The organism is Chitinimonas sp. JJ19, from assembly GCF_036961565.1.
In the GTDB taxonomy this organism is placed as follows: domain Bacteria; phylum Pseudomonadota; class Gammaproteobacteria; order Burkholderiales; family Chitinimonadaceae; genus Chitinimonas.
In genome coordinates, this window is sequence record NZ_JBAMDD010000019.1 from 15,670 (window position 1) to 40,107 (window position 24,438).

24 protein-coding genes are annotated in these 24,438 nt (G+C 62.0%); 8 read left to right on the forward strand and 16 right to left on the reverse strand.

Features of this window, described 5'->3' with window-relative positions:
* Window positions 1-58 precede the first annotated feature (58 nt).
* From V7714_RS18425 to V7714_RS18475, 11 genes are all read right to left on the reverse strand, one after another.
* On the reverse strand, window positions 59-1,840 hold the full coding sequence (locus V7714_RS18425; protein WP_335711029.1) for an ABC transporter ATP-binding protein: 1,782 nt from the start codon (window positions 1,838-1,840) through the stop codon (window positions 59-61).
* 123 nt (window positions 1,841-1,963) lie between these two features.
* Window positions 1,964-2,734: a M48 family metallopeptidase gene (locus tag V7714_RS18430; protein ID WP_335711030.1), complete on the reverse strand. Its 771-nt coding sequence runs from the start codon at window positions 2,732-2,734 to the stop codon at window positions 1,964-1,966.
* Window positions 2,735-2,907: 173 nt separating this feature from the next.
* Window positions 2,908-4,377, reverse strand: a complete 1,470-nt coding sequence (locus V7714_RS18435; protein WP_335711031.1) for a glycoside hydrolase family 64 protein — start codon at window positions 4,375-4,377, stop codon at window positions 2,908-2,910.
* Window positions 4,378-4,477: 100 nt separating this feature from the next.
* Complete coding sequence (locus V7714_RS18440; RefSeq protein ID WP_335711032.1) at window positions 4,478-6,529, reverse strand: coagulation factor 5/8 type domain-containing protein; 2,052 nt, start codon at window positions 6,527-6,529, stop codon at window positions 4,478-4,480.
* A 469-nt stretch (window positions 6,530-6,998) separates the two neighbouring features.
* Window positions 6,999-8,174: an outer membrane protein assembly factor BamC gene (gene bamC / locus V7714_RS18445; protein WP_335711033.1), complete on the reverse strand. Its 1,176-nt coding sequence runs from the start codon at window positions 8,172-8,174 to the stop codon at window positions 6,999-7,001.
* A gap of 14 nt (window positions 8,175-8,188) precedes the next feature.
* A complete protein-coding gene (gene dapA, locus V7714_RS18450; protein WP_335711034.1) occupies window positions 8,189-9,067 on the reverse strand; it encodes a 4-hydroxy-tetrahydrodipicolinate synthase in 879 nt (292 codons plus the stop codon).
* A 310-nt stretch (window positions 9,068-9,377) separates the two neighbouring features.
* A complete protein-coding gene (locus tag V7714_RS18455) occupies window positions 9,378-10,037 on the reverse strand; it encodes a glycerophosphodiester phosphodiesterase (RefSeq protein WP_284197940.1) in 660 nt (219 codons plus the stop codon).
* 171 nt (window positions 10,038-10,208) lie between these two features.
* The gene (locus V7714_RS18460; protein WP_335711035.1) at window positions 10,209-10,853 is read right to left on the reverse strand and encodes a glutathione S-transferase family protein; all 645 of its coding nucleotides are present in this window, start codon (window positions 10,851-10,853) and stop codon (window positions 10,209-10,211) included.
* Window positions 10,854-11,040: 187 nt separating this feature from the next.
* Entirely contained in the window at window positions 11,041-11,424 is a 384-nt protein-coding gene (locus V7714_RS18465) for a rhodanese-like domain-containing protein (RefSeq protein ID WP_335711036.1), read from the reverse strand.
* Window positions 11,425-11,530: 106 nt separating this feature from the next.
* Window positions 11,531-11,722, reverse strand: coding sequence for a hypothetical protein (locus tag V7714_RS18470; RefSeq protein WP_335711037.1), 192 nt, complete (start codon window positions 11,720-11,722; stop codon window positions 11,531-11,533).
* Between the two features lie 40 nt (window positions 11,723-11,762).
* The gene (locus V7714_RS18475) at window positions 11,763-12,155 is read right to left on the reverse strand and encodes a DUF2917 domain-containing protein (RefSeq protein WP_284197944.1); all 393 of its coding nucleotides are present in this window, start codon (window positions 12,153-12,155) and stop codon (window positions 11,763-11,765) included.
* A 113-nt stretch (window positions 12,156-12,268) separates the two neighbouring features.
* Between V7714_RS18475 and gcvA the strand changes: the two genes are divergently transcribed.
* The 6 genes from gcvA (at window position 12,269) to V7714_RS18505 (ending at window position 18,783) form a co-directional block, all read left to right on the forward strand.
* Window positions 12,269-13,210: a transcriptional regulator GcvA gene (gene gcvA, locus V7714_RS18480; protein WP_335711038.1), complete on the forward strand. Its 942-nt coding sequence runs from the start codon at window positions 12,269-12,271 to the stop codon at window positions 13,208-13,210.
* Window positions 13,198-15,384, forward strand: a complete 2,187-nt coding sequence (locus tag V7714_RS18485) for a patatin-like phospholipase family protein (RefSeq protein ID WP_335711039.1) — start codon at window positions 13,198-13,200, stop codon at window positions 15,382-15,384. The genes gcvA and V7714_RS18485 overlap by 13 nt, the downstream gene beginning before the upstream one ends.
* 153 nt (window positions 15,385-15,537) lie before the next feature.
* Window positions 15,538-16,605, forward strand: a complete 1,068-nt coding sequence (locus V7714_RS18490) for a type II asparaginase (protein WP_335711040.1) — start codon at window positions 15,538-15,540, stop codon at window positions 16,603-16,605.
* Window positions 16,606-16,740: 135 nt separating this feature from the next.
* On the forward strand, window positions 16,741-17,328 hold the full coding sequence (locus V7714_RS18495) for a DUF4166 domain-containing protein (RefSeq protein ID WP_335711041.1): 588 nt from the start codon (window positions 16,741-16,743) through the stop codon (window positions 17,326-17,328).
* A 14-nt stretch (window positions 17,329-17,342) separates the two neighbouring features.
* Window positions 17,343-17,960, forward strand: a complete 618-nt coding sequence (locus V7714_RS18500) for a YdeI/OmpD-associated family protein (protein WP_335711042.1) — start codon at window positions 17,343-17,345, stop codon at window positions 17,958-17,960.
* A gap of 154 nt (window positions 17,961-18,114) precedes the next feature.
* Window positions 18,115-18,783, forward strand: coding sequence for a class I SAM-dependent methyltransferase (locus V7714_RS18505; protein WP_335711043.1), 669 nt, complete (start codon window positions 18,115-18,117; stop codon window positions 18,781-18,783).
* 6 nt (window positions 18,784-18,789) lie between these two features.
* On the opposite strand, the gene V7714_RS18510 is transcribed toward V7714_RS18505, so the two are convergent.
* Together V7714_RS18510 and V7714_RS18515 are read right to left on the reverse strand one after the other, a co-directional pair.
* Entirely contained in the window at window positions 18,790-19,173 is a 384-nt protein-coding gene (locus V7714_RS18510; protein WP_335711044.1) for a VOC family protein, read from the reverse strand.
* Window positions 19,174-19,201: 28 nt separating this feature from the next.
* Window positions 19,202-19,573, reverse strand: a complete 372-nt coding sequence (locus V7714_RS18515; protein ID WP_335711045.1) for a nuclear transport factor 2 family protein — start codon at window positions 19,571-19,573, stop codon at window positions 19,202-19,204.
* Between the two features lie 344 nt (window positions 19,574-19,917).
* Here V7714_RS18515 and V7714_RS18520 point away from each other — a divergent pair, with 344 nt between their 5' ends.
* The gene (locus V7714_RS18520) at window positions 19,918-20,787 is read left to right on the forward strand and encodes a DUF4394 domain-containing protein (protein ID WP_335711046.1); all 870 of its coding nucleotides are present in this window, start codon (window positions 19,918-19,920) and stop codon (window positions 20,785-20,787) included.
* Window positions 20,788-20,796: 9 nt separating this feature from the next.
* Here the strand turns inward: V7714_RS18520 and V7714_RS18525 are convergent, their stop codons facing one another.
* Complete coding sequence (locus tag V7714_RS18525; protein WP_335711047.1) at window positions 20,797-21,732, reverse strand: LysR family transcriptional regulator; 936 nt, start codon at window positions 21,730-21,732, stop codon at window positions 20,797-20,799.
* 164 nt (window positions 21,733-21,896) lie between these two features.
* On the opposite strand from V7714_RS18525, the gene V7714_RS18530 reads away from it, so the two are divergent.
* Window positions 21,897-22,388: a porin family protein gene (locus V7714_RS18530; protein ID WP_335711048.1), complete on the forward strand. Its 492-nt coding sequence runs from the start codon at window positions 21,897-21,899 to the stop codon at window positions 22,386-22,388.
* Window positions 22,389-22,483: 95 nt separating this feature from the next.
* Here V7714_RS18530 and V7714_RS18535 read toward each other — a convergent pair whose 3' ends face one another.
* The gene (locus tag V7714_RS18535; RefSeq protein ID WP_335711049.1) at window positions 22,484-23,344 is read right to left on the reverse strand and encodes an ADP-ribosylglycohydrolase family protein; all 861 of its coding nucleotides are present in this window, start codon (window positions 23,342-23,344) and stop codon (window positions 22,484-22,486) included.
* A 186-nt stretch (window positions 23,345-23,530) separates the two neighbouring features.
* Window positions 23,531-24,427: a 3-hydroxyisobutyrate dehydrogenase gene (gene mmsB / locus V7714_RS18540; protein WP_335711050.1), complete on the reverse strand. Its 897-nt coding sequence runs from the start codon at window positions 24,425-24,427 to the stop codon at window positions 23,531-23,533.
* Window positions 24,428-24,438 lie beyond the last annotated feature (11 nt).

Here is a 24,438-nt window from a genome sequence, read left to right on the forward strand (position 1 = left end):
TGTGTTGCGACACCACCCCACCGGGCTGGCTGCTCGGCCAGTGGGGTGGTGTCACCACTCAGCTTTGGCCAATACGCTCGCCCGTCTGCAGGCGCCAGAGCGCCGCATAGCCACCGTTGCGGGCCAGCAATTGCTCATGCGTGCCGCTTTCGACGATGCGACCGCCTTCCAGCAGATGTATGCAATCGGCCTGGCGCACGGTGGAGAGGCGGTGGGCGATGACGATGGTGGTGCGGTCGCGACTGACGATGTCCAGGCTGCGCTGGATGGCGGCCTCGGTTTCGTTGTCTACCGCGCTGGTCGCTTCGTCCAGTATCAGGATGGGTGGGTTCTTGAGTATGGCGCGGGCCAGGGCCAGGCGCTGGCGCTGGCCGCCCGACAGCTTCTGGCCCCGCTCGCCTACCCGGGTGGCAAAACCCAGTGGCAGCTTGGCAATGAACTCGGTGGCCTCAGCCGCCTGGGCAGCGGCGGCAATGGCGGCTTCGCTGGCATCGGGCACGCCATAGGCAATGTTGTCGGCGATGGTGCCGTCAGTCAGGAAGCTGTCCTGCGCCACATAGCCCATGCAGCGGCGCAAGTCCTGCAGGTTCAGTTCAGAGATGGCCTGACCGTCGAGCAGGATGCGGCCTGACTGGGCATCGTAAAAGCGCAGCAGCAGCTTGACCAGGGTGGACTTGCCCGAGCCGGTGCTGCCCACGAAGGCGATGGTGCGGCCGGCCGGGATGGTGAGGTTGATCGCTTGCAGGGTAGGGGTCTCGCCATAGGCAAAACCCACGTTCTCGAACACCAGTTCGCCCTTTACTCCGGTTGCAGGGAAGTGGCGGCCCTCGTAGGGGATGTTGATGGGGGTGTTGAGCAGATTCATGGCGCGGTCTATGGCCGCCATGGAGCGCTGGTACATGTCGGCCACTTCGGCGAGCCCGGTCAAGGGCCACAGCAGGCGTTGGGTCAGGAACACCAGGACAGAATAGGCACCCACTGCCAGCTCACCCTGCAAGGTAAGCCAGCCGCCGTAGACCAGGGTGGCGGTAAAGCCCGCCAGGATGGCCATGCGGATGACGGGGGTGATGGCCGAGCTGACGGCGATGGCGCGGCTGTTGGCCTCGCGGTAGCCGTTGCTGGCTTCCTCGATATGCTTGGCTTCGAAGCTCTCGCTGGCGAAAGCCTTGATGGTGGCCAAGCCCAGCAGGTTGTTGTTGAGTCGTGCGCTGACATCGCCGGCGGCTACCCTGACTTCGGCATAGCGCGGCGCCAAGCGTTTCTGGAACCAGAATGCTCCCAGCAGGATGGCGGGTACCGGCAACAGCGAGATGATGGCCAGCGTAGGCTGCAGGGCAAAGAACACGGCGCTGACCATGATGGACGAGCACACCACCTGGATGATCTGGTTGGCGCCGCCATTGAGGAAGCGCTCCATCTGGTTGATGTCCTCGTTCAGGATGGACATCAGGTTGCCGGTGCGCTGGTTCTCGAAATATGCCATCTCCAGCTTCTGTACATGCTGGTAGGCGTCCAGCCGCAAGTCATGCTGCAGATCCTGGGCCAGCTTGCGCCATTTGATGGAGTAGAGGTATTCGAAGAAGGACTCACCGCCCCAGATCAGGACATTGACCACCCCCAGCAGCAGCAGTTGGTGCCAGGTGTCGGTGATGCCAAAGCTGCCTAGCACCTGCTTGGCCAGAAAACTCTTCTCGCCATTCACCACGATGTCGACAGCGACGCCGATCAGTACCTCGGGCAGGACATCGAAGAATTTGTTGATGACCGAGTACAGCGCGGCGAGGCGGAAGTCGCTGCGGTAATTGCGGGCATAGCCCAGGAGCTTTTTGAGAGGATGCATGGCCGGGCGCACGGTGGGGAGGCGCGAACGATAGCGCAGTTTTCCCCATGCCGACAGGTGCAGTCGCGCTGCCATGCAACAGGGGCGCAATCTGCGCCCCTGTGGGTATGACGGGATGGTGGCTTACTTGCCGGCCATCTTGTCTTTCACGCGATTGGCGCGCTTTTCCGGATCGGGATGGGTGGACAGCATGGCATCAAGGCCGGTCTGCTTGCCACCGTCGCCGGCCAGCTTGCGGAAGGCGCTTTCCATGGCGGCAGGCGGGTACTTGTGCTTTTGCATGAAGGCGAAGCCGTAGTCATCAGCATCGGTCTCCTGGCTGCGCGAGAAGCTGTTGTTCAGCAAGGCTTCGGACAGCGCGCCCAGGTCGGACTCGGCCATCTGCTTGATGCCACCGCCTTGCGAGGCAGCCAGGTTGCGGCCAGCGGATGCCAGGTAGGCGGTACGCATGGCGTTGAGGCTATGGGTCAGTTTGACGTGGCCGATTTCGTGGCCGATCACAGCGCGCAGCTCGTCGTCGGTCATCAGGTCCATCAGGCCGGAATAGACGCGCACGCTACCGTCGGCGGTGGCGAAGGCATTGACCGTGGGCGAGAGGTAGACCTTGAAGTTCAGCTTCATGCCGTCTTCGTTCTGGTGCTTGGCGACCAGCTTGGCCAGGCGCTTGGCGTACTTGTCCTTGGCAGGAGCAACCTTTTCCTTTTTGTCGGAGCTGGCTACATATTGCTGCGTGACATTCTTCAGGTCGCTGTCGCTGATGGTGGCGGCGCTGACCAGATCAGAGACGGCGCCCATCTTGTTCTTGTCGCCCAGCAGGCTGTCCAGGCCACCGGCCTGGGCTGCAGTGCCCAGCATGGTGGCGGCAAACATGGCGGCGATCAGATGCTTTTTCATTCCCTACTCCCTTGCATAGATAAAAGGATCGCCTAGGCGACCAGCGCGGCAGTGTAGCGGCTGCCACTGCGATGGCAATGGAATAAATGACAATGGCGTGGTTGGACGGCTTCCTGCGCAGGCAGTCGGCGGTGGTGCCGCCGGCCCGCAGGGGGAGCCGGCGGCGGTTTGGCTTACCAGCCTATGGTAATGGTGGCGATGCTGGGATTGGCTGCAGTTAGCGAAGAACTGAACTCGCGTACGTCGTCGTAGGAGAAGCCGTAGGACAGCCCATTGATGCTGTGGGCGTGCCAGAAGCGCGAATATTCGTTGGTTTGCTGTTGCTGGTAGAAGCTATCCGCCCTGGACCACAGCTTGGCATCGTGCGCCACGGTGCGGTTAAGCGCTGCGCACAACTGGGCCTGGATTTGCAGCTGCTTGGCCGTAGCCACGCCCGGCGCGGCGTGGGTGGCGTCGGCAAACACGCCATTGCAGGCCAGGGTCTGGGCGGTGGTCGGCTTGCCGTTGACGTAGTAGGTGCCTTGGGCGTCACTGAAGCGGAACTGGTTGCCTACGACACGGCCTGTGAAGGTGCCGAGGGCGGTGTCTATCGTCAGGGTCTGCCAGCTGTACTGGGACCAGATGGCATTGATATAGCCATCGAGATGCTGGCTATACGGGCCACCGGCCTGAAAGCCACCGTGGGTGGGCGCGACGATGCGGTAGGGCGAGCGTGCCAGTTGCTGGTACGGCGCCGAGGTCTGCGCCTTGAAGGCATTGAATAGCGCAGCGCGTGATTCGGTCTCGCCCACGGTCTGGTCAAAGCCGCTCTTGGACTGCAGCCGCATGCGGACGGGGAAGCCGAACATGTCTACCCGGGTGGTGTTGCCGAAGAAGGCATGGTTGTCCAGGTGCATTTCGACAAAGTCGAAGATGACCGGGATATTGGGGTCGGACGGATTGTCGATGTTAGGCCCGGCGTAGCCGTTGACCGGGTTGCCGTTGGCGCGCAGGAAGAGTGGACTGCCCACGCTGAGATAGAGGCGTGCCGACTTGATCTGCCGCACCGTGACGCGCTTGCACTGCGACAGGGGGATGGAGTAGTTGGCGTAGCCGGTGCCGCTGGCTTGGTTATCGCCCGCTTGCATGGGCACCAGGTTGCCGGCGCAGTCCACATGCACGTAGGCATCCTGCTTGGAGGGGTCCATGCCTACCATGGTCCAGTACACGGCGTTGTCGGCATAGGCGCCCTTGGTGCCATTGACCAGGTTGAAGGTGGTGCCCTGGGCGGGGAAGTCTATCGCGGAGCCGGGGGGCGTCGGGCTGCCCAGGGTAATCGTGGTGGGCTGGCTGTCATAGGCAGGCTGGCCATTGTTATAGGTGAACCAGCTGGTCACCACGCTGCCTATGCCTGCCGGGATGGGGGTTTCATAGCGGCCGCTGGCCGGGTTGTAGTGCATGCGGACATTGAGCTGGCCACCCCCGTTGATGCGGTAGTGGGCATCGACCCAACTGGTGTTCACATTGGAATCAAACCAGAGGGTGGCATTGCTGCCGCTGGTGTGGCTGACGCCATTGGAGAAATCCTCGGCCAGCACGCAAGGCGAGGCGGCGAGCAAGGAGAGGGCGAGGCATAACGCATGCGGTTTGAACGACATGAACATGGCGGTTCCTTATCAGCGAGATTCTGTGGAGAACGCGGCGAGCCCCTGTGAGGGATCGCCGCGTGTGTGTGGGCGCACCGATGTACGCAGCCGATGTGTATCAGGGGTAGTTCAGGACATTGCTGGGGGTGGTGGAACTGCTGGTGACCGCACCGCTGTCATTGACCACCCGAGAGATCGTGCCGTTGCCGCCCAGCGAGACAGTGAACACATTGTGCAGGCGTACACCGGGCGTGACCGGTACCTCGAAGCCCCGGGCTGCGTTGATGTGCGTGTTCTGCCCACCGATATTGAAGAAGCAATAGCTACCCATGCCCCAGCCCTCGTGCTTCTTCACGCCATCAGCCACCTTGTAGGCTGCCCAGCCGTTGCCCCGGCCACTGGTCCAGGCGGCTTGGCTTGGGACGTCGTAGGGCATTTCGTTCTGGAAGAAAATGGTCTTGCCGTTCTCGCCATTCCAGATCACCTCGTACTTCTTGTAATGCTCGACGAAGAGGCCGGTAGCCAGCACATTGTGGCCATTCACAATCAGGCCGGTGTCACCTGTGTTGATATCCCAGCCGGTCGGGCTGCTGCCGTGGTCGGCACGCCAGGCCCAGATATGATCGAGCAGGGTATCGTTGGCGTTGACGATCAGGCTGGTGGTGGCCTTGCCCGGCAGTGCCCCGCCTATGCGGAAGAAGACATCCTGCACGCTGATGGGATTGGCCGCATGGCTGGCCTGGGCGCCCTGCGTGCCGACGGTGAGCAGGGCGGCGCTGTTGACAGTGCCGGCATCGAACACCAGGCCGGCCAGGCGTACACCATCCACATCGGCCACACTCATGGCGTTGACGCCGCCTTGGGGGATCAGCGTGGGGAAGCCTATGCCCAGTACGATGGTATTGGCCCGCGTGACGCGCAATGTGTCGTTGATTGGATACACGCCCGGCGTAAAGAACAGGTGCTTGCCGCTGGCGAGCGCGGTGTTGATGGCGGCTGCACTGTCGCCCGGGCGAGCGATATGAAACCGGCTGAGCGGCAGGGAGTAGCCCGGTGTGCTGCCGCCTGACCAGCTGGCACCCACCGCATTGGTCCTGTGGGTGGGGACGAACACGCTGTAGTGGCCTGCGGCATCAAGATAGAGGTAGGGCTTGTCGCGGGAGATAGGCGTGGTGGCGAGCGTGGTATAGGGCGGCGAAGGGAAGGATTGGGCCGGGGCGCCGGTGACACCCGAGAACACGGTATTCCACACCCCGTCATACCAGTTGCCCACATTGCTGTCGCGGGTGTACCACTGCTGTTGCGAGCCAGTGGCGACCACACCATCTATCTTGCTGTCGGCGATATAGCCACCGCTGGACCAGCCGCTATTGGAGGGGCTCATGACCAGGTTACCCCGGATATGGACACGACGCATGGGAGCGGCTTGCGACACCGCCCAGCGGTTGGTGCCGCCATTCGGGGCGATGGACAGGTTCTCGACCGAGCGCCAGAAATTTTGGGTGGCATTGTTCTCGTCACCGTGGTTCCAGCCGCTGTCGGCATTCACTGCGCCGGCCAGGGTGACATCGCCAGGGTTGCGGCCCAAGCCTGCCAGGGCGGTATAGAAGCCGGTGTTCACCCAGACGTTGTAGCGGCCCGGCTTGAACAGAAAGACATGGCGTTGCGACCCGAACTGCGCAGTCGGGCTACGCAGCTGCGCATTGAAGGCGGCATCCACAGCCGACTGTATGGCGGTGGCAGGCATGGTAGGGTCGAAAACCTTGACGTTGGGGCCAAGGTCTATGGCTGTGCCGGTGTCGCCATCCCCATCGCCATTGTCACCACCTGCGAAGGTGTGGGTGGCGCTGGGGGTATCGTATGCGGGCATGCCGTTGTTGTAGGTAAACCAATAGCTGAGCTGGCTGCCGGCGCTGATATTGCTGAGCGGTAGTTCATAGCGACCGTTGGCGCCCACATAGTTGAGGCGTACGTTCTGTTGCGGCCCTGCATTGATGCGATAGTGCACATCCGCCCAAGTGGTATTGACGCTGGACTTGAACCAGATGGTGGCGGTGCTGCCGGATTCGGCGACGCCTTGGGTGTAGTCGGCAGCAATGGCCGGGCTTGCGGCCATGGAAATGACAATGACATTTGCGCTGAGCGCAATAAGTCCTTGTAAGCTATGCATGTTGTCTCCTTTGTCACATTGACTATTGGTTTGCCTGGCCCTGGACGGTGATACCTATTGCTTATGTGTCCACTTGCAGACCAGTGGCGTCAGCATAGGAGTGTTGTAAGCTAAATGCAAGCATTGGTAAGAAATTAGTAAGTAATGAGTAAGATTGTAGTAAGTGAGTAATCGCCTACAAACGGCGCAAGCCCCTTGGGTAGGGGCGTTGCGAGGAGTTCATCGCCCTGTTGCAAGCCGACACACTACGGCGTAGCCGCGATGAAAGCGATAGCGCACCAGCCTTGGCAGGGGTCTGCAAAGCCGGCAGGCGGGATGGGGCAAGGGTGGGAAGGTGCCCAGGGGGCAATAAAAAAACGCGCCACCTCAGCAAGAGGTGGCGCGTTTCGAGACTGACTACCACTACCCGATATCAACAGGGCCTATGCTGGACCTTGGGGCGGGCGCGGTGCAGGCGGCCCTGCATGGTTTAGCGCAGCTCGCCTATCAGTGGGTTGAGCACATTGCCAACGGTCGCATCTGGCAGGGCATTGCCATCCTTGCCGCCCACGCGTACGACGGTGCGGCTGTCCTTGCCCGATACGATGACCACGTATTCATAGCTCAGCGGTGCATCTACCTTCTTCTCTTCGTCCTTCCAGAAGGCCAGGGTATCCCAGAAGCTGCTGCCTTCCTTGGCAGTCTGCATCACACCCGGACGGATGTAATACACACCCAGCGAGCGGTCGCGGTCGCTGATGCTGTAGCCGGCACGCTCCAGTGCCAGGCCCACGCGGCGCCAGGCGCGGTCGAAGCCTTCGGTCAGCTGGATGGCCTGCTTGCCATCGGCCATGGTGATCATGCTGGCCCGCTCGCCGCTGCTGGTGGTTGCGGTAGCGCTGCTGCTATCTGCCGTGGTGGCGCTGTTGACCACCTGGTTGGCGGTATCAGCCGTCACGCCCAGACGTACCAGCAGCTTCTTCAGCTGCTCGGCCTCGCGGGCAGGTTCAGCCGGGCGCTTGGTCCAGCGGGTGTCCTCGCGGTTGGCGCCGATAAAGTTCTCTTCCATGCCGCGATGGCTGATGTAGATCTCGGTGGTGCCGGCCTCGGTACCCCGCTCGATACGCATGCGGTACTGATCCACCATGCCGCTGGAGTACAGTGTGCCCAGGCCGCGCTGCAGGGCAGCACGGATGGTGCCCACGGGCAGCTCGGGGCGCTCTTCCGCCCAGTTGGTTTCCAGTATGCCGGCCAAGGGGTTGTCTATGGTCAGCTTGAAGCCTTGGTCCAGCCAGAACTGGCGAGCCTGCGGCCAGACGGTCTCGGCCGGGGCGCTGACGACCAGCCAGCGCTGACCGCTGGCCGACTCCATCCGCACCTTGTCGAACTTGGGCAGCACCGCACCAGTTTCCAGGGCTTTCTGGCCGGCTGCGGACAGCGTGACGCCGCTGAGGCCGGGAATGTCATAAGTGTTGTTGACGCCGGGCGTGGCAAGGTCGGGCGGTACTTCCAAATCCTTGCGCTGTATCGACTTGCGCGCCTGGGCGTATTCGGGGGTCTTTTCTTCATCGCTGCCAAAGAAGGGCACGCGGAAAGTGGTATTGGCACAGCCGGCAGCCAGCAGGGCAACCGTAATGGCGGCCACGGTACGAGTAGAACGAATCATGACGTTGATAACCCTTAGATTTCGATACCGGCCTGCTGCATGGCAGCACGCACGGGGGCAACACTGGCGGAAGTCAGTGGAGTCAGGGGCAGGCGTATGCCGGCTGGCATCATGCCCATCTGGTTCAAGGCCCACTTGGCCGGAATGGGGTTGGCTTCGATGAACAGTTGCTTGTGCAGACCCTGCAGCTTGTCGTTGGCGGCACGGGCGGCAGCCAGGTCGCCACGCAGGGCGGCGGCGCACATCTCACTCATGAGTTGGGGGGCGACATTGGCGGTGACGGAAATCACGCCATGGCCCCCCATCAGCATAAAGGCCAGGGCGGTGGCATCGTCGCCCGAATACAGGGCAAAGCCCTTGGGTGCGCGCATGGCCAGGTCGGCAGCACGGCCGATATCGCCGGTGGCTTCCTTCACACCGACGATATTCGGGATGGCAGCCAGGCGCAGTATGGTGTCGTTGCTCATGTCCGCAACGGTGCGGCCAGGCACGTTGTACAGGATCATGGGAATGGCGACGGCCTCGGCGATGGCCTTGTAGTGCTGGAACATGCCCTCCTGGGTGGGCTTGTTGTAATAGGGCACGACCGACAGGGTCATGTCCGCGCCGGCTTCCTGGGCGCGACGGGACAGTTCGATGGCCTCGCGGGTCGAATTGGCACCCGTGCCAGCGATAACCTTGATACGGCCACGGGCAACGGCGACAACGGCCTTGATCACGGCGATATGTTCTTCCACATCTACCGTGGCGGACTCACCCGTGGTGCCGACGGCGACGATGCCAGCGGTGCCAGCGGCGATATGGAACTCGACCAGCTTTTCAAGGCTGGCGAAATCGAGGCTGCCGTCCTCGAACATCGGGGTCACGATTGCGACCAGACTGCCATTCAGCATGATGAAGAATCCGTGATGGGCGGAAGATAAGAAAGCGGCGATTCTAACCTGAATAACCGGGGGCGATGTAGGGACTGCGGCAGGCTATTTGAGTTCCTTGCCTGTCTGCCAGTTGCCGAGCCGCATGGGCCGGCGTCTGGGACTATCCCGCCCAGCCCAATGGCCGTCTTGCCGGAGGCCATCATGCAGCGACGACAGACTGGGCTGGGTGTGGTCGTGGCATGGGTTTACCAGCCGATAAGCGGTCAGCTTGCGCTGCCTGCCCAAGCTGGCCCAGCAACCACAACCCGCCTGGTGATCGCTCAGCTTATCAGGCAAGCAGGCCTACATGCTCGGGATAGTCGGTAATGATGGCGTGCACGCCAAATTCACGCATCAACTGGTGCTCGTAGGCCGTCTTGGCGCCGTAGACGATATTGCGAAAACCCAGCGCATTGGCTTGCAGCAGGATATCGGGGTCGACAATCTCGCAGTCCCACACCAGGGTGCGCAGATTGGGGCGAGGCAGGGCGGCATGCAGCAGGCTGTTGATGGCAGCGGGACGGTGGGCATTGAGATAGCCGCATTCCACGCTCAATTGCTCGGCGGCGGACTGGACTACCTCATGGCGGAACGAGGTCACCAGCAGCCGGTGGCTGTCCTCGTAGTGGCTGAGCAGGGGAATCGCCAGGCTGGCGGCTGCCGGCGTCTTGATCTCGATGTTCCAGTAGGTATGGGGGAAGGCGTGGAGCGCTTCTGTCAGGGTGGGTACGGTATAGCCGCAGACATCGGATAACTGCTTGCGGGTCAGGGCGGCAACCGGTTCGCCATTGGCCGCAACCCGGTTGTGAAACAGCACCGCCTCGTGGTCGGCGCTGACGCGGACATCGGTCTCTATGCCTTCAAAGCCCAGGCGCAATGCAGCGGCAAAGGCGTCCAGCGTGTTCTCGGGGCTGTGGGCATGGTAGCCACGGTGGGCGAGCAGATGCATGGCGTAGGTCTCGTGCTGGCGAATGGCACCAGTTTAAGCAAACTGTGGCGACTTGGCATGGCTGCTTGTCGGCAGAGTGCAGCGCGACGGGTATCGCAGCCTCGATCTGGCCGGCAATACCCGTGCGCTGAGGGTGGCTGGATCGCCTGGCGCGGCCCCCTGACGACCTGGCTATACCCAGGGTTGCTGCAGGCCTTCCTTGGCCATGACACGCTGCACGGCGGGTCGGGCCAGCACACGCTGCAGCCAGGGGCCGATATGGGGATAGTCGCGCGCTTTCCTGCCGCTGAAGTTACGGGTCCAGCGGCACAGCACGGTAGCGTAGAGGTCGATCACGCTGTAATCCTGGCCCAGCAGCCATGCCTGGCCTGGCTTGGCGAGCTGGGTATCCAGCTGTTCCAGGAGGGTGAGCACACGCGCTTGGGCGTGGGCCTGCACATCGGCGATGGCCGCCGGGGTGCTGGCCCAGCGTTCTGGGTAGAAATAGACAATCAAGGCGGTTTGCAGAGTGGTGGAAAGCCAGCTCAACCACTTGTAGCAATGGGCACGCTCGGCTGTGCCGGGCCGTGGTGCCAAGCCGGCTGCCGCCTGTTGATCGGTCAGGTGCAGGCAGATGGCGGCCGTTTCGTATAGCACTAGGTCGCCGTCTACCAGTACGGGGATCAGGCCGTTCGGATTGAGCTGTCGGTAGGCGGGGCTGTCCAGCTCGCCGCCGTCCTTGTCCACGGTGATCAGTTCGAATGGCAAGCCCAGTTCTTCAAGCAGGATATGCGGGATCATGCTGGCGGTGCTGGGGGCGTAATGCAGTTGGATCATGGCGACTCTCTGTGCGGGTTGACAGGGAACGTCCAGAAACCTTGCTTTCGTCGCAATAGGGCGCTGCCCGAGGGGAAACTCGCCCGACCTATCCAGCCTATGCTGCGCTGTGCGCTTTTACTCGCGTCTGGTCTTGCTTCGAAGTCGAGGTTTCCAGAAGCCCCCTGGTAGGCGTCAAAATGAGGATTCAGTGTGCCATGGCCAGGCGGGGCTCGGCGATCAGGCCTTCCAGGGGGTAGCCCTGGCGTTGCCACCAGTCCATGCCGCCGGCCAGGGTTTTCACCGTATAACCGAGCTGGACCAGCTTGAGTGCAGCGCGCTGGGCAGCCTGGCAGCCGGCACCGTCGCCGTAGCAGATATAGAGGCGCTCCCTATCGAGGTGGCCGGTGCTCAAGGCGGTGAGCTGGCGCGCCGGCAGGCTGATGGCGCCAGGCAGATGGGCCAGGGTGTAGGCCTGGGGATGGCGGGCATCGATCAGCGCAAGATGCTGATCGGTGGGTAGCAGGCCGCGTAGCTCGGCCGCGTCCATCTCATACGCCAGTTGGGCGGCGTAGTAGTTGATCTGGTCCATGGGTGTCGGTATCCGGATATCCCTGTGCCTTGAGCAGGCGCTTACAGGGCAGTAGGAAGTCCGCTGGCAGTGGTATACCGCCAGCGGGTAGCTCGGGCACTACCTGTCAGGTCTGTTTGCTGATGGCGGGGCGGGTGTCGGGGGCGCTGGCCGTGGCCTCGTTGCGCGCGCCTACAAACATTTCCACCAGCAGGGCGCCCACCAGCAGGGTGCCGATTATGAACAGGATGACGGGTTCCAGTACGTCGTCTACGTGGTGCGCTTCATCGAAATGCTGCTCTTCATAGTGATGATCCATGATGACGCTCCTTTCGGGTCTGCATGCGGCACCTTGAACCTCAGGCGCACTTGCATCCTGCACTTGCGGGTGTCGCGTGACCATCGGTTTGCGACCGATGTACACCGTGGCCGACTACTTGCGCCAGCGGGCGACGAATGACATGGAGCAAGTCGTTGACCACGCCATAAGCTAGTTGTACTACCGTTCTGGCGTGCTGGTGTACGGCTGGCAGGATTTGCAGCCGAGCGGTATGCAAGGCCTCGATCACCAGTTGCCCACCGCCGCGCAGGCGATAGCTTTGGCCGGGTTGCAGCACGATGTCACCACCGTTTTCCTCGGTCAGCCACAGGCCCCCTTGCTCGCAGACGATCACGGCACCTTCGACACTCTGCAGTGTCAGTACTTGTTTTTGTGCCAAGCGATGTTCGTATTCTATAAACTCGTACAACATTGCCGTGCTCCTTTCCTTGCTTGCGTTGCGGGCCGAGATTGGCCTTGCTTGAGGTGAATTCTGGTCGCGGCAGGGCGCAGGCACAATCGACGATTTCTCATTGGATAGTTGAATTGGATTCACTGTTTAAGACGCCAGGACGCTTACCCTCGCTGCCTGCGCTACGGGCCTTCGAGGCGGCTGCGCGTACCGGCAGCGTGGCGCGTGCTGCCGAGGAGCTGTTTGTGACGCCCGGTGCCGTGAGCCACCAGATCAAGTCGCTGGAGGCGCAACTGGGTTTTCCGCTGTTTGTCCGCCAGGGGCGGGGTCTGGCGCTGACTACCGAAGGCACGCGCCTGGCCGTTACGCTGAACCGCCTGCTGGTCGAGGTGGGGGGCGAGCTGGAATCGATAAGGCGCGAGCGGGAGCGGCCAAGGCTGACCGTGTCGGCCTTGCCCTCGTTTACCGCCCGTTGGCTGACGCCACGGCTGGGCCGGTTTATCGAGGCCTACCCTGAGGTGGAGCTATGGGTTCAGTCCTCCAAGGCACTGGAGTCACTGACGACAGGCGGCATAGACCTGGGCATACGCCTGGGGCCGGGTAACTGGCGCGGTGTGCATGCCGAGCGTTTTCTTGATGAATTCTTCATGGTGGTCGCCAGCCCCCACCTGCCGGGCGGCCTGCCGCGCACACCGGCTGAACTGGCTGGCCGGCCCTTGCTGCGGGGGGATGGCGAGCCCTGGAAGCCGTGGTTCGACCTGGTCGGCTTGGATCTGCCCGAGCCTACCCAAGGCCTGGTGTTCAGCGATTCTGGCCTGCTGGTACAGGCGGCGACCGAGGGGCAGGGCATTGCCCTGGCGCGCCGCTCGCTGGTGCAGGATGACCTGGCCAGCGGTAAGCTGGTGCGCCTGTTCGAGGCGACTTTGCCGTTCCAGTGGTCATACTGGCTGGTGACTGCCGCGCCGGCACCGCATCGCCCGGTGCTGCAGACGTTTATTGATTGGCTCAAGGCCGAGATGCTCACCTCCTTGCAATCCGCTGAACCTGATACCCAACCACGACCATGCGCAGACTAGCCCGCAATGCCTTGATATCGACCCTGTTGGCAGTAGGCCTGGCCCAGGCGGCAGAGCGACCGCGTGTCGCACTGGTGCTGGGTGGTGGTGGCGCCCGTGGGCTGGCCCATGTGGGTGTGCTCAAGGTGCTGGAGGAAGCCAGGGTGCCGGTGGACTGCGTGGTAGGGACCAGCATGGGTGCCCTGGTCGGCGGCATCTACGCCAGCGGGCGCTCGGCGGCGGATGTGGATGCCACCGTGCGCCAGATAGACTGGGATGATGTGCTGGATGACCGACCCCAGCGGCAGCAGCGCAGCTATCGCGATAAGCAGGACGACTGGTTCAATATGATGAACCTGGGCCTGGGGGTGTCGGATACTGGCCAACTGTTGTTTCCCAAGGGCGCCATCAATACCCAGAAGGTGGATTTGCTGATACGCCAGCTGGTGAACAACGCGACACTACCCAGTTTTGACGGCCTGCCGGTGCCTTACCGGGCGGTGGCGGCGGATCTGGAGACTGGCGATATGGTGGTGCTGTCGCGGGGCGACCTGGCGGCTGCCATGCGTGCCAGCATGGCGGTGCCGGGGGTGTTTCCGCCGGTGGAGCGTGATACCCGGGTATTGGTGGATGGCGGCATAGCCCGCAACCTGCCGGTAGACGTGGCCCGTGGCCTCTGCGGGGATGTGGTCATCGCGGTGGATGTCAGCTCACCGTTGCTGACGCGCAAGCAGACCACCGATGTACTGGCCATTTCGGATCAGACCGTGCGGGCGTTGATGCAGCGCAACGTGGATGAGCAACTGAAGCAGCTGGGAACGCGCGATATCCTGATCACGCCGCAGTTGGGCAGCCTCTCGCCCACCGCCTTTGCCGACGCGCTGGATGCGGTGGCCGCTGGCGAGGAGGCGGCCAGGCTGGCGCTGCCGAGCTTGCTGGCCTTCAGGGTGGATGAGGCGGGCTGGCAGCAGTGGCGCCAGCAGTTGGCGGGGCGTGTTTACCAGCCAGGGCCGGTACGTGCGGTGGTGGTGGACAGCACCCGCTTTGTGAACCCCAATGTGCTCAAGGATGCGCTGGAGGTCAAAACCGGCGAGCCGCTGGATGTCCCGGCTTTCCATGACAAGCTGGGCAAGGTCTACGCCAGCGGTGATTTCGAGCAGATAGACTACCGCATGGTGCGGGACGGCGATGGCGAAACCGTGCAACTGCTACCCAAGGAAAAGCCCTGGGGACCAGGCTACCTGGATCTGGGCCTGGGCCTGCGCACGGATTTCGATGATGACGCCGCCTTCCAGCTCAGTGCCCAGTATCGCCGTAGCTGGATCAACGCTGGCGGCGCGGAGTGGAAGACACGCTTGTTCCTGGGGCAATCACGCGGGTTGACGACCCAGTTCTACCAGCCACTGAACCGTGACGGCACTTTCTTCACCGAGCTGCAAGGCCGCTTCAGCAACGACAGCTTCCCGATTTACTTTGAGGGCGAGCGTCTGGCCGAGTATCGGCTGGCCGAACGCGGCATCAAGCTGGACCTGGGCAGTTTGTGGGGACGCTGGGGCGAAATGCGGCTAGGGCTGGAATACAGCCGCAAGCGACTGTCGCGCGCGACCGGCGACCCTGCGCTGGGCGAGGGCAGAGGCAACGAAGGTGGGGTGCATTACAGCCTGGTCTATGACCAGCTGGACAGCGCCCGCTATCCGCGAGAGGGCAGTTTTGCCGGCCTGCATCTGTACAGCAACCTGACCAAGCTGGGCGGCGAAGCCAACTATCACAAGGCGCAGTGGACGCTTAAGCATGCCCAGCGCTGGGGTAACTGGTCCGCCTATCTGGACACCCAGTACGACTACAGCCGCGAGGCGGAAATCAACGCACTGCCACGCGCCGGCGGGCTGTTCAGGCTGTCCAGCTATGGCATTGATGAGTTGCGCGCCGAGCGTATCTTCCGCGGCCAGTTCCGCCTGTCGCAGGATGTGACCCGTTTGATGCCCTTGCTGGGCACTGCCGGGTTCTGGGGCTTCTCGCTGGAGGCGGCCCGTATATGGCAACCATTGGATGCCACCTTGGACAGCAACAAGCCGCTGTATTCGGGAACCATGTTCGTGGGTAGCGATACCCGCCTGGGGCCGGCCTATTTTGCCGTGAGCTATGGCGACAACAAGCATGGCAAGGTTTACCTGAGCATTAACGGCGGGTTCTGACGCTAGCCAGCGAGAGCTAGGTGGACTGGGGCTATGGTCGGCGCTAGGTGCTAACCCCAATGGGGGCGGTCCCAATGTGATATCCCCCAATTCTGCCAGCCGGTGCTGAGGCGTTAGCTTGTCTTCATCCTTACAACAAGATGGAGACAAGCGATGGAACTGACCCTGTGGAAAAGATGGCTGCTGGTGGGTGTGGCGGCCTCCGCGTTCAATGCGGCTGCCTGGGCAGCTGACAAGGCCAAGGTGGTGATACTGGCGACCGGTGGCACCATAGCCGGTGCGGGTGCCAGCACAGCCAACAGTGCCAGCTACCAGGCGGCCAAGGTGCCGGTGGACAAGCTGATGCTGAGCGTGCCGGAGCTGGCCAGTGTGGCGCAGGTACGCGGCGAGCAGGTGTTCCAGATCGCCTCAGAGAGCTTTACCAACAGCCATTTGCTGCAGCTGGGCAAGCGCATTTCGGCCTTGGCCAAGCAGCAGGATGTGGACGGCATCGTTGTCACCCACGGTACTGACACGCTGGAGGAGACGGCCTATTTCCTCAATCTCACGGTCCATACCGACAAGCCCATCGTCGTGGTTGGTTCGATGCGGCCTGGTACGGCCATGTCGGCCGATGGTGCGCTGAATCTTTACAACGCCGTGGTCGTGGCGGCGAGCCGTGATGCCAGGGGCAAGGGCGTGCTGGTGACCATGAACGACCAGATCGACAGCGGCCGCGATGTGGGCAAGGGCATCAATATCAAGACCAATGCCTTTGCCAGCCAGTGGGGCTCGCTGGGCATGGTGGTGGAAGGTCGGAACTACTGGTTCCGCGCACCGGTGAAACGCCACACCATGAATAGCGAGTTCGATATCGACAAGCTGGACCAGCTGGCGCCGGTAGAAATTGTCTACGGCTATGGCAATGTGCCTGCCAGCCTGTACGAGGCCGCTGCGGCAGCGGGTGCACGCGCCATCATCCATGCGGGTACGGGCAATGGCTCGGTGGCCGATAGGATAGTACCTACCCTGCAAAACCTGCGGGGCAAGGGCGTGCAGATCATCCGCTCTGCCAGGGTGCCGGCCGGCTTTGTGTTGCGCAACGCGGAGCAGCCCGACGACAAGCACGACTGGGTGGTGGCGCACGATCTGAATCCGCAGAAGGCCCGCATACTGGCGGCGGTGGCCTTGAGCCAGTTCAGTGACAGCCAGAATCTGCAGCGGGTGTTCTGGGAGTATTGAGGGTATCGACCGTCCTGCGGTACTGGTGGCAGAGCAACGTGAACAGGCAAGGCGACGCCGGCATCCGGCTCGCCTGATGCCACCCCCTGCGACGGTGGCGTATGATGCAGCCTGCTCACGCCCACTGACCTTGCCATGCCCGCTCCCCTATCCGTCAACAGCGATCACAACCTGGTGCACGACTGGCTGGGCCCGCAGTTCGCCCGCTTGCATCCTTTGCTGCAGGCATTGCACCTGCAGGGCGGCCTGCTCAGCGGGCCAGTCGATATCGTTTTCGGTAAAGGACTGGCGGGTCTGGTGGGGCGACGCCTGGCGGCCAAGCTGGGGGTACCGACTGACCTAGCACCGCATACGCTGGCCGTGCATATCCGGCCAGGTGGAGATGGTTTGCACTGGGATCGCTGTTTTGACGGCAAGCACTGGTTCCGCTCGCTGTTTGTGCCCAGGGGGCACTGGCCCAGCGGCTACTGGATTGAACAAAGTGGTGCCATCGGGCTGCAACTGGGGGTAGAGGTCATCGAGGGGGGATGGCACTGGCAGACCCGCGCTGTCCGTTTGGGGCGCCTGTCCTTGCCGCGCTGGTGCCTGCCCCGGACGCGCGCGCGCAAACGTATTGTTGATGGGCGCTATCAGTTCTCGGTGGCGATCTCCGTGCCTTTGTTCGGTGTCGTGCTGGCTTATTCGGGCTTGCTGAAGGCCGATACCCTACCGGCCTCCCTTTGACTGGGTCCTTGTTCATGGAAATCGAAGACCTGCGCTACTTCGCAACCCCGGCTGATTTTCGCGACTGGTTGAGGCAACACCATGCCACGGCGACTGTGCAATGGGTGGGGTTCTACAAGAAGGAATCTGGCCTACCCAGCATCAGTTGGCCGGAATCGGTGGATGAGGCGTTGTGCGTAGGCTGGATAGATGGGATACGCAAGCGTGTGGATGAGGTCAGCTACGCCATACGTTTTACGCCACGCAAACGCAGCAGTATCTGGAGCGCCATCAATATCGGTCGCGTGGCGGAATTGCAGGCGGAGGGGCGCATGCAGGCGGCGGGCCTGGCGGCATTTGAGGCCAGGCAGGCTGAAAAATCGGTGGTGTATTCCTATGAGCGTGAGCATGCCAGCTTGACCGATGGCTACCTGCAGCAACTGCAGGCCAATCCGGCGGCCTGGGCTTACTTCCAGCTTCAGGCGCCCTGGTACCAGCGTAGCGCCAGTTGGTGGGTAATCAGTGCCAAGCAGGAGCCGACCCGGCAGAGGCGTTTGCTGCAGCTGATAGCGGATTCCGCCGCCGGCCGGCCCTTGGCGCAGTTTGATCGCAGTACGCCGTCGGGACAGGGTAAGGCAAAGCAAGTACCATAGGGCCTTGCCCTGTTCAGCCCGCATAGCCCTTGCCGGAACAGGCCCTGCGCTCGCTCTTGGCCATACTGTGTGCCGTGAGTCCAGCGCAGCGAGTTCCGGTTGGCGTCGTGCCTGTTCGTCCAGAACACTCACGTACCGCCTTCAAGGAAGTATCATGCCTACCGCCCACCTGGGCTACCAGGTCAAGTTCGAATCCGTCTCCATCAATGGCACGTCCGACCTGGAGATACGCTCGCTGCTGGATCGTCAGCAATTTGCCGACCCATTGGGCGAGGCAGAGCGGGCTGGCATATCGCCGGCAAGCTGGCCTTTGTTCGGTATGGTCTGGCCATCGGCGCGCATGCTGGCTGCCACAATGGCCCTGCGGCAGGTAGATGGCCGCCGCATACTGGAGCTGGGCTGTGGTTTGGCGCTGGCCAGCCTGGTATCGCATCGGCGTGGCGCGGATGTGATCGCCAGCGATGTGCACCCGCTGACCGAGACCTTTCTGCTGGAAAACCTGCGCCTGAATGCGCTGCCGCCCATGGTCTATCGCACCGGGGATTGGCACGGCAGCGATGCCAGCCTGGGCCAGTTCGATCTCATCATCGGTAGCGATGTGCTGTATGAGCGTGACCAGCCTGCCTGGCTATCGGCCTTTATCGACCGTCATTCCAATGACGGAGTGGAAGTCCTGATCGTGGACCCCAAGCGCGGCAACCATGGCCATTTCAACCGACTGATGGCAGAGCGGGGCTACGACTGCAGTGACATCTCGATGGACGGTGCTCAGGCCTCTGGCGAGGCCTATCGCGGCCGCATGTTGCGCTATCTGCGGGCCTGAGCCGGGTCAGCAGGAGCAGGGGGCATTCAATACGGCCTCCAGTGCGTAGCCATCCGGGTCCAGCACAAAGGCAGCATAGTAGTGGTCACCATAATCGGGACGTAGCCCTGGCTCGCCGTTGTCTTGCCCACCCAGTTGCAGCGCTGCGGTGTGAAATGCCTGTATGGCCTCGTGCGATGAGGCTGTCAGGGCAAGGTGAAAACCCGCGCCCGGCGGGTGGGTAGCGGACCTTTGCTTGATGCAAAGCAGATCACCGCCACCTGGCAGGCCATAGCCTATGGCATCGTCGTCCGACCAAACCCGGATATAGCCCAGAGTGGCCAGCGTGCCATCGTAAAAGATGGCCGAGCGTTCCAGTTCGCGGACGCCGAAGGAGATATGGTGCAGCATGGTCTGATCCTGTTTGCGGGAGATAAGGCTAGTAACGCTCGATGTGCGCGGTATGGCGGTAAGGTGGATCATAGGGTTCGGGCCAGTAGTCGAGGATGTGGGTGATGCGACCGTGCTGCAGGGTAAAGAAGCTGATGCCCTCGCAACTGGTGCCATCGACAAAGAAGGTGATGCGCGAAACCGCCTGCTGCGCATTGCCGATCACGCGGTCTACCCTGAGCTGCCAATCACCGGGGAAGGTGATGTTGAAATCCAGGTAGTGATTACGCCCCCGGATGCGCTCGCGGGTCTGCGGAACCTCATAGACCACGTTTTCATCGAGCAGTGCCGCAAACCCGGCCCAATCGCGCCTGTGCGCGGCTTGCCAGTACTGCTGCACGATCTGTTCGCTGCTTGCCATGCTTCCTCCTTGATCCGGCTGTGCGGAGTACGTTCGTTCTCTGCATATTGTGGAGAACGATCGTGCTCTGCGCAAGGGGGGATCGGTAAGCGGACGACGCGCTGGAAGTCCGAGACGCCTGGTAGACCCACTAAGCTGGGCGCTGCCGAGGCAATGGCAGCCGGACTTTGCTGCAGTTGGCCAGGCGGCACTATCGGTCTTTGCGGGTGCGCACAAGGGCGCTCCTACTCCGGGTGCGGATTGCGCATCGTCGGCGGGCCTATCTGCTAACTGGCGAAGTACAGTGCGATTGTCTAACGTAAGGCTACTGCTGACCTGGCATTGAACGATACAAAGGATAGGCGATGAACCGTCTTGTTCCGCTGTTTGCCTGTAGCCTGCTTGCGGCCTGCGCGACCGTCCCGTCCCAGCAAGCCAGACCGGAAACTGCCTGGGTGCTGACTGCCGGTGGCAAGTTGCTGCGTTTGAATGCGGGTGTACCGGGCAAGATAGAGCAGACACTATCGATCAGTGGCCTGACTGCAGGTGAACGGCTGGTAGGCATCGATTTCCGTTCCACCAATGAAAAGCTCTACGGCTTGACCAGCAGTGGCCGGCTCTATGTCATTGAGCCAAGCAATGGTCAGGCGACAGCTGTGGCGGCGACGGGTGTCGCCCTGCCTGCAGCAGGGGAGTGGGGGGTGGACTTCAATCCGGTGGTGGATAGGGTGCGCGTGGTCAACCACGATGGTGTGAATTTGCGTCTACATCCCGATACCGGCGCGCAGCTGGATGGTGACGCAACTGCCGAGGGTGTGCAGCAGGATGCACGGCTGGCCTATGTCGACGGCGACCCAGCGATGGGGCAGAAGCCGTTGATCGCTGGCGCGGCCTACACGTACAGCAAGGTCAGTAAAACCGGAACCACCAACTTCGCTATAGACGCAGCGGCAGGCACGCTGGTAACCCAAGGTACGTGGGAGGGAGTGCAACCACCGGTAGGCCCCAATAGCGGCAAGCTTTACACCGTGGGCAAGCTCGGTGTGCAGCCCGAAGGGGGCGTGGGCTTTGATATCAGCTGGAAGGATAACGCTGCCTTTGCGGCGTTCCGCCCTGTTGGCAGCAGGGCGCCCAATCTGTATCTGGTGGACCTCGATACCGGCGCAGCGCGGCTGATAGGCGAGATCGCCAGTAAGGAGCCGGTTATCGGCCTGGCGATTGCGCCTAGCTGGTAGCTGCCGCCCTCAAGCAGGCTGCGCGGCGGCCAGCCATGGGTCTTGTCCGGCTGAGCCGGCAAACTCGGCAAAGCGGGCCAGGATGAAGTCGGCGGCCCCTCTGACCTTGGCAGAGAGGAATCGGCGGCTGGGGAAGACCAGGCAAAGGTCCAGCCGACCGGCACGCCACGCCGGCAGCACCCGCACCAGCTCGCCCAGGCGTAGCGATTCGCTGGCTACATAGGAGGGCAGGATGGCGATACCCATGCCGGCCACCGCGCTGGCACGCAGCACATCCTGGGTGTTGCACGATAGGGCGGGGGTGGGCCAGCGCACGTTCACGGTTTCTTCAGTGCCACGGTAAAGCCGGCTATCCAGCCAGTTGCCGCTGGCCAGCAGTTGCTGTCCTTCAAGGTCTGCTGGTGTGTCGAGCGGTGGGTACTGGGCCAGATAGCCTGGCGCTGCGCACAGTATCAGGTCGGAGTAGGCCAGACGCCTGGCCACCAGGCTGCTGGCCAGGCCCTGCTGCTCGAACAGCAGGGCAAGGTCGAATCCTTCTTCCACCATGTCTACCGGCCGTGCGCCGAGTACCAGGTCGATGCGTACCTCCGGAAAAGCCGCCCGATAGGCCGGCAGCACCGGCACGATATGGTGCTGGGCGAAGCTGAGTGGTGCATAGGCACGCAATACCCCACGTGCTTCGGTCTGCCTGGCGGTCAGCATGGCATCGGCTTCGTTTACCGCTTCCAGTATGTCCTGGCAACGTGCCAAGTAGGCCTGGCCAGCCTCGGTGAGCGAGAGCTTGCGGGTGGTGCGCTGCATCAAGCGGGCGCCCAGCTCGGTTTCCAGTTCCGAAATGATCAGGGAGATGGAAGCCTTGGATAGCCCCATGGCCTCAGCAGCGCGCACAAAGCTGCCAGTCTCGGCAACGCGGACAAAGGTCTGCATGGCGCGAAAGCGATCCATGGCAAAAGTTCCTTTTAATTGTTCATGTTTATTAAACTATGAATTGAAGTTTGGCTTATTTATCGCTGTTTGGTCAAACGGGAGAATGCAAACCGTGGCAAGAACGACAAGGCCACCGCCGGCCGGAAGCCGGCTTACTTTGCAAACTCTGAAGGAGTAGGACCATGAAGACCATGACCAAACAGACCATCGCCCTGAGCGCCTTGATCGCCGGCCTGAGTGCTGTGCCGGCCATGGCCGACGCCAATGGCGTGTACGTATTCGGCCAAGCCACCCATGCCCGTGAAACCCACGCCAACAAACAGGTCGCCAACGGTATAGGCGCTGGCGTCGGTTACCGGCTCAGTGACAACTTTGCTGTCGAGGGCGGCTACACCGGCCTGAAGGAGCGCACCGGCATGGCGGATCAGACTGCCAATGTCCGCGCCGTCGGCATCCTGCCGGTGAATGAGCAGATAGAGGTCAACGGTAAGCTCGGTTATGCCCGCACCGGCGATACGCTGGGCAATGCTGCCAAGGATGGCCTGACCTATGGGGTGGGTGCCAGCTACAAGCTGGACAAGAACTGGGCAGTACGCGCCGATTACGATCGCCTGAAGGCCGGCGGTGAACAGCGTATCAATGCCTACTCGGCCGGCGTGCAGTACCAGTTCTAAGCCTTGCCGCAGCCGGAGCGGCAGCGCAAACCGCTCCGGTGTTTTCCTCGCATGATTGATCTCCCTGACTGAGGCGCCCCTGGTGGGCGCTTTTTTTAGCTGTTGCCAGCCAGTAGGGGTAGCCCAAACTGCGCACTGAGCCTCGCGTCCAACTCTCGCAAGTACGCCATGCCATAGTTACCTTGCTCCAGGCCGGTGTACAGATGCGCCGGTAGATCACGTTGGTATGCCGCGCTCAAGGATGCCAGGCCCAGCGCAATGGCTGCGACACTGTCTACATCACCGCCCAGCGCAACGCTATGTCGCAGGATGTTTGCATAGGAACGATGCTGGGACATGACAGTCATTACGGCGTGGACGGTCTGGATGCCATCGCATTCAACCTCGGCGTCCCAGTCGTTGCGCCAAGCATGCGCGGTCTTTTCCGAAACAAATGTGGTTAATTGGTCGACCGGCCCAAGTTGATAGGCCAAATAGTGACCGGCATAAGCGACTGCCAAGGCTGAGACCACACCCCCTGGCGTGTTATGGGTTAGTTGGGCCTGCATTCTGCATTGCTGTTCCATCGCTTGTTGATCTTTTACCAAGCCCAGAGGGACTGAGCGCATGGCTGCACCGTTACGGCTGCTGTCTGGGCGGAGGGTGGCAAGCAGGGCGGCACCATCCTCTACTTCAGTTAACAACTGATGCAGACCTTTGGCATAACCTAGACGCTCGTCGCGCTTAAAGGCACGGACGAATCCGTCTGCAATATGGGTAGGGCTCCAGTCAAGGTGATGCAGCATTAACTCGGCGATCGCAATGCTCATCTGGGTATCGTCGGTGTAAGAACCGGCAGGCATGCCTAGATAGTGTTGCTGGTAAGCAGTGAGATCGTTGTATTGCGTAATTTTCGCCCGCTCGCAAAACTCGAACCCGGCGCCGTAGGCATCACCAATAGCTATCTCAACTAGCATATTTTCCCTCAGGTTAGTGTGCGCGCCATTCTGCCAGTTTGCAGGGGCGTGGGTGATACGGCGAAATGGCCTGCGCGCCGGGTAATGTGGGTTGGGCACTTTCCGCTCTGTGGTGAGCGAACTCACTATTGGCGGAGGATACCGTCTGCTGACGGTACCTTCCACTTGGCCCGGTTGCGCCTGTGCTCAGCTGCGCTTGAGCAATTGCTGGATGCTGGAGAAATCCTGCCCGCCATGGCCCTGGCTGCTATGCAGGGCATAGAGCTGGCGCGACAGGCTGCCCAGCGGTGTGCTGGATTTGCTGGCCAAGGCAGCCTCCATGGCGAGGCCCAGATCCTTGAGCATCAGGTCCACGCCAAAGCCGCCTTCATAGCCACGGCTGGCGGGTACATTCTCCATCACCCCTGGCCAGGGGTTGTACTTTTCCAGGCTCCAGTTGCCGCCAGAGCTGACGCGCATGATATCGCTCAGTACCTTGGGGTCCAGGCCGTTGGCCACGCCGAGGTTGAGTGCTTCGGCCGTGCCTATCATGTGGATGGCCAGCAGCATGTTGTTGGCGATCTTGGCCACCTGGCCCGCGCCTGCGCTACCGGCATGGAACAGGTTCTTGCCCATGGCTTCCAGCAAGGGGCGGGCGCGTTCCAGATTGGCGGCCTCGCCACCGATGATGAAGGTGAGCGTGCCGGCAGTGGCGCCAGCGGTGCCACCTGATACCGGGGCGTCGAGCATGGCCACGCCACGGGTCTTGGCTGCGGCATGGACCGCACGTGCCACCTCGGGCGAGATGGTGGAGCATTCCAGCACCAGGGCGCCTGGCTTGACGGCGTGTATCAGCCGGCCTTCACCCAGGTAGAGGGCCTCTACATGCTGGCTGGCGGGCAGCATGGTAATGACGACGTCGGCTTCGGTGACGGCGTGCAGGGCATTGGGGGCAGCCTTGGCCCCCAATGCCACGGCTGCCTCGACAGCAGCCGGCATCAGGTCGAATACGGTAAGCGTGTGGCCGGCCTTGAGCAGGTTGGCGGCCATGGGGCCACCCATGTGGCCCAGGCCGATAAAGGCGATATGGCAAGCGTTGGTCATCGGGGTTTCCT